The sequence below is a fragment of the Bradyrhizobium zhanjiangense genome, assembly GCF_004114935.1.
Lineage (GTDB): Bacteria > Pseudomonadota > Alphaproteobacteria > Rhizobiales > Xanthobacteraceae > Bradyrhizobium > Bradyrhizobium zhanjiangense.
The window spans coordinates 8,146,329-8,160,924 of the sequence record NZ_CP022221.1; the positions used below are offsets into that span (position 1 = coordinate 8,146,329).

Genomic DNA, 14,596 nt, shown 5'->3' on the forward strand with positions numbered 1-14,596 from the left:
CCGGGGGCATCGATTTAACGAGGCAGCGAAAGACGTTGGTCGGGCTTAACTCACAAACCGCGCCTGCCGTTCCCCGCCGGAACTAATGACACACAAGCGGCTTTTTATATAGGTATCAAGCGTAGGTTCCCGACAAGGGAAACGGGCCCTGCTTTCTTGTCAATGGCATCACCGTGAACAAGACAATTCAAACTGTCGAAAGTGCCGCAGCCGGCAGCGCTTTCCTCATCGAAGACGTCTATCCCTTGATCGATGGCGGCCGCTTCGCCGTGAAGCGGATCGCGGGCGACCGGGTCGAGGTCTGGGCCGACATCTATCGCGATGGCGATGCCGTGATCGGCGCCGCGCTGCTGTGGCGCCGCGAGCAGGACCGCGAATGGCAGCGTGAGCCGATGAGCCATCATGGCAATGACCGCTGGTCGGGCGCCTTCGTCCCGACCACGGCCGGTCAATACATCTACGCCATCGAAGCCTGGACCGACGAGTTCGCCACCTGGTCCCACGGCGTCGCGCGCAAACAACGCGCCGGTGCGGACGTCACTCTCGACGCGATCGAGGGCGCCGGCCTCTTGACCAAGGCGCATGGCGCACGGCAAGACGCAGCAGTGGTCATCATCAGGCAATGCGAGGACTATCTGCAGAGCGGCGAGGTCGGCCCGCTGCTCGCAACCGAGCTCGGCGAAGCCATGGCCGAGAGCCAGTCGCGGCCCGACCTCACTCGCTCGGCCCTCTTTCCGCTGATCATCGACCGCGACAAGGCGCGCTTTGGCGCCTGGTACCAGATGATGCCGCGCAGCCAGAGCCGGATCCCCGGCCAGCACGGCACGCTTCGCGACTGCATCGCCCGCGTACCCGACATCGCCGCGATGGGTTTTGACGTGCTCTACTTCACGCCGATCCACCCGATCGGCCACACCCGCCGCAAGGGCCGCAACAATGCGCAGGTGGCGAGTGCAGGCGATCCCGGCTCGCCCTATGCGATCGGGACGATGGAAGGCGGCCACGATGCGCTGCATCCCGAACTCGGCACGATCGAGGATTTCCGCGCATTGGTTGCGACCTGCCTGGAATACGGCCTCGAGCTCGCGCTCGACTTCGCCGTGCAATGCTCGCCGGACCATCCCTGGCTGACGCAGCATCCGGAATGGTTCAAGTGGCGGCCGGATCGCTCGGTACGGACGGCGGATGGCCCCTATTCGGACATCGTCATCCCAGATTTCAACTCCGTAGACAGGCCTGGACTGTGGAACGCGTTTCGTGATGCCATGCTGTTGTGGATCGACCATGGCGTGACCATCTTCGCCATCGACAATCACGACACCGCGCCGCTTCCGTTCTGGGAATGGCTGATCCGCGACATCCGCCGCCGCCATCCCGAGGTGATCCTGTTCTCCAAGACCTTTGCGCGGCCGAAGCTGATGAAGGGCCTCGCCAAGCTCGGCTTTGCGCAGTCCTTCACCCATTTCCCCTGGCGCACCTCGCGGTGGGAGCTGGAGCAATATCTCGGCGAGCTGACGCGCTATCCCGAACGCGACTTCTATCGACCGAACCTGTTCGTCAACACAGCGGACCTGCTGCCCTATCACCTCCAGAGCGGCGAAGCATGGGCGTTCAAGTCGCGCCTCGCGCTGGCCGCGACGCTGTCGGGCAATTACGGCATCTTTGGCGGATTCGAGCTCTTGGAGCACGAGGCGATTCCCGGCCGTGAAGAATATCTGGATTCCGAAAAATACCAGATCAAGCAGCGCGACTGGGACAGGCCCGGCAACATCAAGCCCTACATCACCGCGCTCAATCGTGTCCGCAACGAGAATGCGGCGCTCCGGCAGACGGCCAATTTGCGCTTCCTCGGCGTCGAGGATGGCGAATCCATTGCCTTCGCCAAGGAGGCAGCCGAGCCCGCCAACACCGTCATCGTCGTGATCGCGCTGTCGCGCCATGTGCGCGAATTCTGGCTGCCGCTCGGTGACGTCACCGTTGACGTCGGCGGGCAGCGACAACATGTGACGGCACTCGAAAACCTCCTCACCGGCGAACAGTCCCGCATCGAATGGGGCGGGGTCAGGCTGCGTATCGATCCCGAGCGCGATCCGGCGCTCTTGTTCCGCGGCCTGGCGTAAGGGTTCATGCCATGAATGTTCTGTCTTCCGTCGACACCAAGAAAGCCGAGGCTGCCGAGATCGTGGACGAGCTCTGGTACAAGGACGCCATCATCTACCAGCTCCACGTCAAGGCGTTTGCCGACAGCAACAATGACGGCATCGGCGACTTCGCCGGGCTGACGGAGAAGCTGCCCTATCTCCAGGAACTCGGCGTCACCGCGCTGTGGCTGCTGCCGTTCTACCCCTCGCCTGGCCGCGACGACGGTTACGACATCGCCGATTACGGCGCGGTCAATCCCGATTTCGGGACGATGAAGGATTTCAAGCGCTTCATCCAGGAGGCGCAGAAGCGGGGCCTGCGCGTCATCACCGAGCTGGTCGTCAATCACACCTCGGACCAGCACAAATGGTTCAAGCGCGCGCGCCGCAGCCATCCGGGCTCGAGCGCCCGCAACTGGTATGTCTGGAGCGACACCGATCAGAAATACCAGGGCACGCGCATCATCTTCACCGACACGGAGAAGTCGAACTGGACCTGGGACCCCGAGGCCGGCGCGTTCTACTGGCACCGCTTCTTCTCGCACCAGCCGGACCTCAATTTCGACAATCCGCGCGTGGTGAGCGCGCTCATCCAGGTGATGAAGCGCTGGCTCGATGCCGGTGTCGACGGCTTCCGGTTGGATGCCATTCCCTATCTGTGCGAGCGCGAGGGCACCTCGAACGAGAACCTGCCCGAGACGCATGCGATCATCAAGCGCTTGCGCCAGGAGCTCGACGCCTACTCCAAGGGCAAGCTGCTGCTGGCCGAGGCCAATCAATGGCCGGAGGACGTGCAGGAATATTTCGGCCGTGGCGACGAGTGCCACATGGCCTATCATTTCCCGCTGATGCCGCGGATCTACATGGCGATCGCGCAGGAGGACCGTTTCCCGATCACCGACATCCTGCGCCAGACCCCGGACATTCCGGCGAGCTGCCAATGGGCGCTGTTCCTGCGCAACCATGACGAATTGACGCTGGAGATGGTCACCGACGTCGAGCGCGACTATCTCTGGACCACCTACGCCAACGACCCACGCGCGCGCATCAATGTCGGCATCCGCCGGCGCCTTGCGCCGCTGATGGACAATGACCGCCGCAAGATCGAGCTGATGAACTCGCTGCTGCTGTCCTTCCCCGGCACGCCGATCGTCTATTACGGCGACGAGATTGGCATGGGCGACAACATCTATCTCGGCGACCGCAACGGCGTGCGCACGCCGATGCAGTGGAGCCCGGACCGCAACGGCGGCTTCTCACGCTGCGACCCGGCCCGCCTCTACGCGCCGCTGATCATGGACCCGGTCTACGGCTACGAGTCGGTGAACGTGGAGGCGCAGTCGCGCAGCCTGTCCTCGCTGCTCAGCGCCACCAAGCGGCTGATCTCGGTGCGCAAGTCGACGCTTGCCTTCGGCCGCGGCACCATGACCTTCATCCGCCCGGCCAACCGCGCCGTGCTGGCTTACGTCCGGCAATATCGCGACGAGGTGATCCTCTGCGTCGCCAATTTGTCGCGCGCCGCGCAGGCGACCGAGCTTGACCTGTCGCCTTGGAAGGACCGCATCCCGCAGGAAATGCTCGGCCGCACGCGCTTCCCCGCGATCGGCGAGCTGCCCTACATGATCACGCTGGGGCCCTACGGCTTCTACTGGTTCCAGCTTCAGGAGCGCGACAAGTCCGAGCCGGTGACGCCGCGCGCGGTGCCGGAGTTCGAGACGCTGGTGGTGCCGGTGAACTCGAACTGGGTGTCGCTCGCCCGCGAGCGCGGCGTGTTCGAGCGCGACGTGCTGCCGGGATTCCTGTCGCGGACGCGATGGTATCCCGAGCACAATGCCAAGCACATCAAGACCACGCTGACCTCGGCGGCGCCGTTCTGCGACATCGGCGACAACCGGCCCTGGATCGCGTTCTTCGAGACCAAGCAGGGGAACGAGACGACACGCTACGTGCTGCCGTTGCAGATCGAGTGGGTGCGCTTCGATCGCGAACGCTTCAACCCGAAGGCGCTCGCCGCAGTGCGTCAGGGCGCGCGCGAAGGCACGCTGCTCGATGTCGCGACCGAGCAGATCTTCATCGGCCTGTTCCTGCGCAATTTGTCGCAGAACCTGGCAGTGGAAGAGAACAATCTGCGGCTGGAATTCAAGGCGACCAGCCGGTTTGCCGATTACATCATCAAGGAACCCGAACGCATCCGCGCGATCGAGCAGTCGAACAGCACCGCGCTGATCGACAATCAATACGTCGCCAAGATCTATCGTCGGCTCGAAAGCGGCATCAGTCCCGAGATCGAGATCGGCCACTATCTCACAGAGGTCGCCCGCTTTGCCAACACGCCGGCCCTGCTGGGTAGCGTCGAGCTGGTCGAGGGCGAGCAGCGCAGCGCGCTCGGCGTGCTGCATGCCTATGTCGAGAACCAGGGCGACGGCTGGACTGTGACCACGGGCTATCTCGATCGCTATATCGACGAGCAGCGCGTATTGCCGGCGGGCGAAACGCTCCGCGAAACCCAGGAGCAGGCGCCTTATCTGCACTTCATCGCGCAGATCGGCCGGCGGCTCGGCGAGCTGCATGTCGCGCTGGCCGCGGCAAAGCCGGACGAGCTCGCTCCGGAGCCGATCGGCTCCTCGTACATCACGCGCCTCGTCTCCGACCTCAAGGCGCGCGCCGAGCGGGTCTTCGAACGGCTGGCCGACAGCCGCGACGGCCTGCGGGAGGCGGACCGGCCGCTGATCGATCAGCTCACGGAGGCGCGCGCGACCCTGCCCGACCGGCTGAATGCGCTATTGCCTTCCGGGATCGGCGGGTTGAACATCCGTCATCATGGCGACTTCCGTCTCGGGCAAACTCTGATCGTGAAGGACGATATCTTCATCATCGACTTCGACGGCGATCCGCGTGTGCCATTGGCCGACAAGCGGCGCAAGGCGCCGGCCGCGCGCGACGTCGCGGGCCTGATCCACTCGATTGATGTTTCGGTCAACGCGGCCCTCAGTCGCGCGCTCACGGGCGCTTCCGATGAGCAGGGCCGGCTCGCGGCTGCGCTCGACGAATGGCGCGAGCGCGCTACCGCAACCTTCTTGTCCGCCTATCGCGAAACCATGACCGATCGGCGGCTGTGGCCGCAAGATCCGCAGTCCGCGGACGGCCTGATAAGTTTCTTCCTGCTTGATCAAGCGTTCAACGAAGTAGAGTACGAGCTGTCCCACCGGCCTGAGGGGCTCAATGCGCCGCTGACCGGACTGCTTCGCATTCTGTCCAGTGCCGAGAGCGAAGCCCATGCCTAAACTGCCCGCTGAGGCCTACGCGATCATCGAAGGCCGCCACTCCGATCCCTTCCACTATCTCGGGCTGCATCCCGAGGGCGGTAGAAGCGTGGTGCGCGCCTTTCTCCCCGAAGCCTCCAATGTCGAGGCGGTCGGCGAGCATGGCGAAGTCGCCCCGCTCGACCGTGTGCACGATTCCGGCTTGTTCATCGGGGCCCTGCCCAACGGCTCGAAGCATTACCAGTTGCGCGCAAAGTTCGGCGGCAACGTCGTCGAGTTCGAGGACGCCTACCGCTTTCCGCCGATCCTGACCGATTTCGACCTTTATCTGCTCGGCGAAGGCACCCACCAGCGCCTCTACGACAAGCTCGGCGCCCATCCGATGCGGCACGAAGGTGTCGACGGTATCGGCTTCGTGGTGCTGGCGCCGAATGCGCGGCGGGTGTCCGTGGTCGGCGATTTCAATTTCTGGGACGGGCGACGCCATCCCATGCGGGTACGCGGCAGCGGCTATTGGGAGCTGTTCATCCCGCATGCGAAGATTGGCGATCACTACAAGTTCGAAGTCATAGGCCCGCATGGCCATATGCTTCCGTTGAAATCCGATCCGCTGGCCTTTGCGAGCGAGGTGCGGCCCAAGACAGCGTCGATCGTGTTCGACGAGGCGCGTCTGCCGCGGCCGCGGCCGGCGCCCGACGGCATCAACGCGCTGTCGGCGCCGATGTCGATCTACGAGGTCCATCTCGGCTCGTGGCGGCGCAAGAACGGCAATGAATGGCTGACCTATCGCGAACTGGCCGAGCAGCTGCCGGCCTATGCCCGCGACATGGGCTTCACCCATCTCGAATTCCTCCCGGTGAGCGAGCATCCGTTCGACGGCTCCTGGGGCTACCAGCCGACCGGCCTCTATGCCCCGACCAGCCGCTTCGGCACGCCGGAGGATTTTGCCGTTCTCGTCGATGCCTGCCACCGCGAAGGCGTCGGCGTGCTGCTCGACTGGGTGCCCGGCCACTTCCCGGACGATCCGCACGGGCTAGGTCATTTCGACGGTACCTCGCTCTACGAGCACGCCAACCCGCTCCAGGGGCGCCACCTCGACTGGGGCACGCTGATCTACAATTACGGCCGCACCGAAGTGACGAACTTCCTGGTGTCGAACGCGCTGTTCTGGCTGGAGCGCTACGCGATCGACGGCCTGCGCGTCGATGCCGTGGCATCGATGCTCTATCTCGATTACAGCCGGCCGCCCGGCGCGTGGATTCCGAACCAGTATGGCGGGCGGGAGAACATCGAGGCGATCAACTTCCTGCGCCGTTTCAACACGGAAGTCTTCGCCCGTTTCCCGCAGGCGACCACGGCGGCCGAGGAGTCCACCGCCTGGCCTCAGGTCTCACGCCCGGTCGAATTCGGCGGGCTCGGCTTTGGCTACAAGTGGAACATGGGCTGGATGCACGACACGCTGAGCTACATCAGCAAGGATCCGATCTACCGCAAGCACCACCACGGCGAGATCCTGTTCGGCCTGCACTACGCGTTCTCGGAAAACTTCATCCTGCCGCTGTCGCATGACGAGGTCGTGCACGGCAAGCGCTCGATCCTCGGCCGGATGCCTGGCGACGAGTGGCAGCGCTTCGCGAACTTGCGCGCCTATTACAGCTTCATGTTCGGCCATCCCGGCAAGAAGCTGTTGTTCATGGGCGCGGAGATCGCGCAGAGCCGCGAATGGAACCATGACCAGTCGCTCGACTGGCACCTGCTCGAATACAAGTACCACTCCGGCATCCAGGCGCTGATCCGCGACCTCAACCGGCTCTATCGCGCGGTGCCGGCGCTGCACCAGATGGATTGCGACCAGGCCGGCTTCGAATGGCTGGTCACCGACGACGCCAACCGCAACGTGTTCGCCTGGCTGCGCAGGGGCTTCGACGAGCAAGCGCGGTGCCTGGTGATCGTCAACTTCTCGCCGAACGTCTACCAGAACTATCGCGTTCGCGTGCCCTTTGGCGGCAAGTGGAAGGAAGTGCTCAACTCGGATTCCGCCCACTATGGCGGCAGCAACGTCGGCAACATCGGCGAAGTCCATGCCGAGGGCGGCGAGCTCCGCCTCACCATTCCGCCACTTGCCGCGATCTTCCTCGTTCCGGAAAGCTGACACATGCGCTTGACTGCTGGATCGCCCGCACGCCTCGGCGCAAGCTGGGACGGACGCGGCACCAATTTCGCGCTGTTCTCCGCCAACGCGCAGAAGGTCGAGCTCTGCCTGTTCGACACGCAAGGCCGCCGCGAGCTCGAACGCATCGAATTGCCGGAGAGGACCGAGGACGTCTGGCACGGCTATCTCAACGACGTCTCGCCCGGCCAGCTCTACGGCTATCGTGTGCACGGCCCCTACGAGCCCGAGCACGGCCACCGCTTCAACGCCAACAAGCTGCTACTCGATCCCTATGCCAAGCGGCTGGCCGGACGGCTGGTCTGGAGCGATGCGCATTTCGCCTACCGCACCGGCTCGCCGCGCGAGGACCTGTCGTTCGACCGGCGCGACAATGCGCGCGGCATGCCGAAGGCCGTCGTCGTCGACGAGACCTTCAACTGGGGCCGGCGCGAGATCCGTCCCAACATCCCCTGGGAAGACACCATCATCTACGAGGCCCACGTCAAGGGCCTGACGCAGAAGCGCGACGACGTGCCGCCGAATCTGCGCGGCACCTATGGTGGCCTGTCATCGCCGGCGATGATCGAGCATCTGAAGAGGCTCGGCGTCACCACGATCGAGCTTCTCCCGATCCACAGCTTCGTCGACGACCGCATCCTGGTGGAGAAGAAGCTCGCCAATTACTGGGGTTACAACACGTTGTCCTTCTTCGCGCCCGAGCCGCGCTACGCCCAGGACAACGCGCTGGATTCCTTCCGCACCACGGTCGCGCGGCTGCACGATGCCGGCATCGAGGTGATGCTGGACGTTGTCTACAACCACACCGCCGAGGGCAATCACCTCGGCCCGACGCTGTGCTATCGCGGCATCGACAACGCCTCCTACTACTGGCTGAACCGCGAGAACCCGCGCTATTACGACGATTTCACCGGTTGCGGCTCGTCGGTGAACCTCACCCATCCGCGCGTGCTCCAGATGGTGATGGATTCGCTTCGCTACTGGGTCGAGGTCTGCCATGTCGACGGCTTCCGTTTTGACCTCGCCACCACGCTGGCGCGCGGCCCGAACGGCTTTGATCGCGGCATCTCGTTCCTGACTGCCGTCCGGCAGGATCCGGTGCTGGCGACCGTCAAGCTCGTCGCCGAACCGTGGGATCTCGGGCTCGGCGGCTATCAGGTCGGCGCCTTCCCCTCGCAATGGTCGGAGTGGAACGATCGCTATCGCAGCGCCATGCGCCGCTACTGGAGCGGCGAAGGCAGCCTGATCGGCGACATCTCCAGCCGCATGACGGCGTCATCAGACCTGTTCAACCATGACGGAAGGCGGCCGCGCGCTGGCATCAACCACATCACCGTGCATGACGGCTTCACGCTCGCCGACCTCTTCAGCTACAACGAGAAGCACAACGAGGCCAACGGCGAGGACAATCGCGACGGCTCCAACGACAACCACAGCAACAATTGCGGCGTCGAGGGCCCGACCGACGATCCCCAAATCCTCGGCCTGCGTCGGCAGCTTCGCAAGAACGTGCTGGCCTGCCTGATGCTGGCGCAAGGCGTTCCGCTGATCCTCGCCGGCGACGAGGTCGGCAATTCCCAATCCGGCAACAACAACGCCTATTGCCAGGACAACGAGATCGGCTGGGTCGGCTGGGACAATCTCGGCAAGGAGGGCGACGACATGGTCGATTTCGTCGCCCACCTCGCCGACATCCGCCGCCGGTTCTCGCAACTCCGCAGCCATCGCTGGCTCGACGGCCGCACCAAGGACGGCATCTCCTACGGCGCGCTGTGGCTGACGCCCGCCGGGGACGAGATGACGGAGAACGACTGGAAATTCCCGGAAGGGCGGTTTCTCTCCTATGTGATGGGGCCGATGGAACCGGGCAGCGCCGCGATCTTTATCGTTCTGAACGCCGCTCCCGAAGAGATCGCATTCAAATTGCCCAAAATGACCGAATACAAGAGCTGGCAGCAGATCCTCAACACGACCGAGGCCAGGCTGAACTCGATCGACTTCCTGCCCGGAAGCGACAGCAAGGCGCCGCCGCGATCCGTGCTCGCCTTCGCGGGGGCGCTATGAGGCCATCCTTCGGGGCGAGGCCGACCAAGGACGGCGCGTCGTTCCGGCTGTGGGCGCCCGGCGCGCGCCGCGTCGATCTCCTGCTCGACAGAAGGCACGCGATGCAGCGCCGGCAGGATGGCTGGTACGTGGCCGACATTGCCGGCCTGCGCGCCGGTAGCAATTACAAATTCCGGATCGACGACGAGATCGACGTGCCCGATCCCGCCTCGGCATTCCAGCCCGAGGATGTGTTCGGCCCGAGCGAGGTGATCGATCACGACGCCTTTGTGTGGCGCGCGCGCGATTGGCGCGGCCGTCCCTGGGAAGAGACGGTGCTGATCGAGACCCATGTCGGCACCTTCACGCCAGAGGGCACCTACCGCGCCATGATCGACAAGCTCGATCATCTCACAGCGAGCGGCATCACCGCACTGGAATTGATGCCGTTGGCCGATTTCGCCGGCCGCCGCGGCTGGGGCTATGACGGCGTGCTGTGGTATGCGCCCGACAGCGCCTATGGCCGCCCTGAAGATCTGAAGGCGCTGATCGACGAGGCGCATTTGCGCGGGCTCATGGTGTTCCTCGACGTCGTCTACAATCATTTCGGCCCCGAGGGGAATTACCTCGGCCGCTATGCGCCGACCTTCTTTACCGACGCGCACACGCCATGGGGCAGCACAATCGATTATCGCGTGCCGCAGGTGCGCGCGTTCGCGGTCGAGAACGCGCTGTGCTGGCTCAGCGACTACCGCTTCGATGGCCTCAGGCTCGACGCCGCCAATCACATCATGGCTGTCCCGGGCGAGCAGTCCATGCTGCAGGACCTCAGCGTTGCCGCCGGCGAGCTCGCCAAGGCCACGGGACGCCACATCCACCTCGTGCTGGAGAACGGCGACAACCGCGCCAGCCTGCTCGACGCTGCGCAGGACCCGCCGAACGGCAAATATCGCGGCCAATGGAACGACGATTATCATCACGTCTGGCACGTGATGCTGACCGGCGAGCATGCCGGCTATTATGGCGATTACCAGACGCCGCGCATGGATCTTGCGCGCGCGCTCGCCTCCGGCTTCGTCTACCAGGGCGAGATCTCGGAATTCTGGGGCAAGAAGCCGCGCGGCGAGCCGAGCGGCGAGCTGCCGCCGGCGACCTTCGTCAACTTTCTCCAGAACCACGACCAGATCGGCAACCGCCCGCTCGGCGACCGGCTCGAGAGCCTGGCATCGCCAAAACAGATCGAGGCCGCGCTCGCGGTCACCCTGCTCGCGCCGATGGTGCCGATGCTGTTTCAGGGCGAGGAATGGGGCTCCACGGTGCCCTTCCCATTCTTCTGCGACTTCCACGACGGATTGGCCGATGCCGTGCGCAAGGGGCGCAAGCAGGAATATGCCTGGGCCTATGAGAAATACGGCGATGAGGTGCCTGATCCGCTCGATCCGGCAACGCTGCAATTGGCCGTGCTCGACTGGAACGGCCGCACGCCCGAGCAGGACGCGCGGCTTGCGCTGGTGCGCGAGCTGCTCGCGCTCCGGCGCAAGGAGATCATGCCGCGGCTGAAAGGAGCGAGGTTCGGCGATGCCGAGGCAGCAGATACCGGCTTGCTCACGGCACATTGGCGCATGGGGGACGGCGCGACGCTCCGCCTGACCGCGAATCTCTCGGACAAGGATGTCGCGTATTCCAACAGCAATGCGGGCACGCCGATCTGGGGCGGCGAGGCCGGCGAGCGGCTTCCGCCCTGGTCGGTGGTTTGGCATCTCGGAGGTTAGCATGCCTCCCGCCATTCCGCTCGCGACTTACAGGCTCCAGCTCACCGCGGATTTCGATTTCGACAAGGCCGCCGCGGTCGTGCCCTATCTCAAGGCGCTGGGGATCACGCATCTCTATGCCTCGCCGGTGATGAAGGCGCGCAAGGGCTCGACCCACGGCTACGACACCGTCGATCACAGCCAGCTCAGTCCCGAACTCGGCGGCGAGGCCGGCTTCGCACGGCTGAGCGAGACGCTTCAGCAGCACGATCTCGGCCTCATCATCGACTTCGTGCCCAATCATGTCGGCGTGCATTTCGCCGACAATCCCTGGTGGCTCGACGTGCTGGAGTGGGGCCAGGCTTCACCGCATGCGGTCTCCTTCGACATCGACTGGGATCAACTGGCCTTCCGCGCCCGCGGCGGCGTGCTGCTGCCGATTCTCGGCGTGTCCTATGGCGAGGCGCTGGAGCGGGGCGAGATCGAGCTGCGCTACGATCCGGATGAGGGAAGTCTTTCCGCCTGGTATTTCGAGCATCGCTTACCTGTCGCGCCGGAGCGCTATGGCGAAGTGCTGCGGATGATCGTCAAGGAAGCGGACGCGGCAGAAACGGAGCCCGGCAAGCGCCTGCTCGCGCTCGCGGCGCGCTACACCGGACTGCGCCGTCCCAACCGCAAGGAAGCTCCCACCTTTAAGGCAGAACTCAAGGGCATTGCGGGTGCTGCCGACATCATCGCGCGAGGTCTTGCCGCCTATCGCGCCGCCAAAGACCGTCCCGCGCACACGCTGGCGCTGCATCATCTGCTCGAGCGCCAGCACTACAAGCTCGGGCATTGGCGGCTCGCCTCCAGTGACATCAACTATCGCCGCTTCTTCGACGTCAACGGCCTTGCGGGCTTGCGCGTCGAGGATCCCGGCACGTTTGCCGCCACGCATCGGCTGGTCAAGCAACTCATCGCCGACGGCAGATTGCAAGGCATCCGCCTCGATCACATCGACGGCCTGCGCGATCCCGCGCAATATTGCCAGCGGCTGCGCCGGCTGGTTCGCGATGCACAGGGTACGACGAAGCCCTTTTATACCCTGATCGAGAAGATCCTGTGCGAGCACGAACGCCTGCCGCACTTCGCCGGCGTCCAGGGCACCACCGGCTATGAATGGATGAACGTCATCACCCAGGTCCTGGTCGACGGCAAGGGGCTGGCGGCGCTGGACGAGACCTGGCGGCAGATCAGCAACCGGCCGCCCCGGCTTGCGCCTTACGTCAAGGACGCCAAGCGGCGGGTGCTGGAGACGCTGCTGACCAGCGAGTTCACCGTGCTGACGCGGCTTTTGGCGCGCATCGCCAACGGGCATTACTCGACGCGCGATTTCTCCGCCGACAGCCTGCGCCAGGCGCTCGAACTCTATGTGCTGCATTTCCCGGTCTACCGCACCTACCTCACGACGAGCGCGCCGACCGCGCACGATCGCAAGCTGATCGAGGAGACCATCGCGCGGGCGCGCGCAGAATGGTTCGCCGCAGATGACGGCATTTTCGACTTCCTGCGCGACGCCCTGACCATGGACCTGCTCAAGCCCGGCCGTCCCCCGCACAGCGCCCCGCGCGTGCGCCGCTTCGCGCTGAAGGTGCAGCAATTCACCGGACCGATGATGGCGAAGTCGCTGGAGGACACCGCGTTCTATCAATTCCACCGGCTGCTCGCGCTGAACGAGGTCGGCGGCGATCCCGCGAGCATCGGCCTCACCCTTCCCGCTTTCCATCAGGCGATGCAGGCGCGCGCCAAGGAATGGCCGCACGGCATGACCGCGACGGCCACCCACGACACCAAGCGCGGCGAGGATGCCCGCGCGCGTATTGCTGCGCTCAGCGAGATTCCCGGCGAATGGACCAGCGCGGTGGCGCGCTGGAAGGTGTTGAACGCGCCGCATCTCACACACCACGGCAGTTTCCGCGCGCCGTCGGCGACCTTCGAGTACATGCTCTACCAGACCCTGCTGGGGGCCTGGCCGCTCCAGGGACCGGATGCCGGCTTCATCGAGCGCATCCAGGCCTATGCCCTCAAGGCCGCGCGTGAAGGCAAGGAGGAGACGAGCTGGCTCAATCCGCACGAAGCGTATGAAAACGGCGTCAAGAGCTTCATCGGCAAGATCCTCGACCCCGCTCAGTCCGCAGAATTCCTGGAGGCGCTGCAGACCCTGGCCCGCCGCGTTGCACTGCTCGGCATGTTGAACTCGCTGAGCCAGCTCACGCTCAAGGCGACACTGCCGGGCGTGCCGGACTTCTACCAAGGCACCGAATTCTGGGACCTGTCGCTGGTCGACCCCGACAACCGTCGTCCTGTGGACTTTGTCGCCTGCCGTGCAGCGCTGAACTCACTGGACCAGCCGGATTGGCGTGGCCTGATCAAGGCCTGGCCGGACGGCCAGCTCAAGCTGGCCTGGACGCGTCATCTTCTCGAGCTGCGCAACCGGCTTCCCGACATCTTCGTGCGGGGCGACTATCAGCCGCTCGAGGTGAGCGGCTTGCATGCTGACCACGTCATCGCCTTCGCCCGCCGCCACGGCCGCGCGGCCGCGATCGTCGTGGTCGGGCGTCACTTCGCGCCGTTCACGCAAGCGGGCCGGGAATGGCCCGCGCTGGAGGGCTTCGATGCCACCGTCGACATCACCGGCTATGCCGCGACGGATCTTGCGAGCAACGAACTGCCGCTTGCGCAGGCTCTGCGCGATCTTCCCGCGACAATCATCGAGGCGCGCACCGCCAGTGCAGCAAAGCCGATACGGCAGCGCGTGCGCGCCTGAGGCTACTTGCCCCCGTCCTTGGTCAGCAGCAACTGTCCGCGCTTCCTGATTGCGATCTGGGCCATCTCGGCAAAGCGCTGCAACAGCCAGGGCAGCACCACCTCGACCCGGACGTGATCTTCGGTGACGTCGACCTGGCCGGTCGCGATCTGCCCGAGCGCGCGGATGCGGAAATTCATGCTGTCGCCGCTCCAGCGCTCCTCTTCGACTTGCAACACGGGAATGCTTGCTGCGGCGCGGCCAAGCCCCGTCTTGAGCCGGCGCACCGCCTCATCGCGGCCGAGACGATGTGGAATTGAGACGACGAGCGGTTCTGACATGGCCGTGACCCTGCTGACTGCCCTCACGTGATCATGCCGCATGAAACGGCAAAAGTTCCATGCATGCCGGAGCTGGGACCCATTTGCGAACGCGGAACTTTA

At 64.7% G+C, this 14,596-nt stretch carries 7 protein-coding genes; 6 read left to right on the forward strand and 1 reads right to left on the reverse strand.

The genetic code is table 11. The features are described 5' to 3' along the window. The first annotated feature begins 173 nt into the window (after window positions 1-173). Genes XH85_RS38925 through treY form a run of 6 tightly spaced genes read left to right on the forward strand, consistent with a single transcriptional unit; the run spans window position 174 to window position 14,174 of the window. A complete protein-coding gene (locus tag XH85_RS38925; protein ID WP_128936168.1) occupies window positions 174-2,120 on the forward strand; it encodes a maltotransferase domain-containing protein in 1,947 nt (648 codons plus the stop codon). 11 nt (window positions 2,121-2,131) lie between these two features. Further along, window positions 2,132-5,425 (forward strand): maltose alpha-D-glucosyltransferase, encoded by a 3,294-nt coding sequence (gene treS / locus XH85_RS38930; RefSeq protein WP_128936169.1) that lies wholly within the window; start codon window positions 2,132-2,134, stop codon window positions 5,423-5,425. Beyond that, window positions 5,418-7,556 (forward strand): 1,4-alpha-glucan branching protein GlgB, encoded by a 2,139-nt coding sequence (gene glgB, locus XH85_RS38935; protein ID WP_164939495.1) that lies wholly within the window; start codon window positions 5,418-5,420, stop codon window positions 7,554-7,556. Before treS ends, glgB begins: the two co-directional genes overlap by 8 nt. A gap of 3 nt (window positions 7,557-7,559) precedes the next feature. Next, window positions 7,560-9,638: a glycogen debranching protein GlgX gene (glgX, locus tag XH85_RS38940; RefSeq protein WP_128936171.1), complete on the forward strand. Its 2,079-nt coding sequence runs from the start codon at window positions 7,560-7,562 to the stop codon at window positions 9,636-9,638. Further along, window positions 9,635-11,389: a malto-oligosyltrehalose trehalohydrolase gene (treZ, locus tag XH85_RS38945; protein WP_128936172.1), complete on the forward strand. Its 1,755-nt coding sequence runs from the start codon at window positions 9,635-9,637 to the stop codon at window positions 11,387-11,389. Before glgX ends, treZ begins: the two co-directional genes overlap by 4 nt. Window position 11,390: 1 nt before the next feature. Further along, window positions 11,391-14,174 (forward strand): malto-oligosyltrehalose synthase, encoded by a 2,784-nt coding sequence (gene treY, locus XH85_RS38950; protein ID WP_128936173.1) that lies wholly within the window; start codon window positions 11,391-11,393, stop codon window positions 14,172-14,174. 2 nt (window positions 14,175-14,176) lie between these two features. Here the strand turns inward: treY and XH85_RS38955 are convergent, their stop codons facing one another. After that, the gene (locus XH85_RS38955) at window positions 14,177-14,494 is read right to left on the reverse strand and encodes a polyhydroxyalkanoic acid system family protein (protein ID WP_128936174.1); all 318 of its coding nucleotides are present in this window, start codon (window positions 14,492-14,494) and stop codon (window positions 14,177-14,179) included. Window positions 14,495-14,596 lie beyond the last annotated feature (102 nt).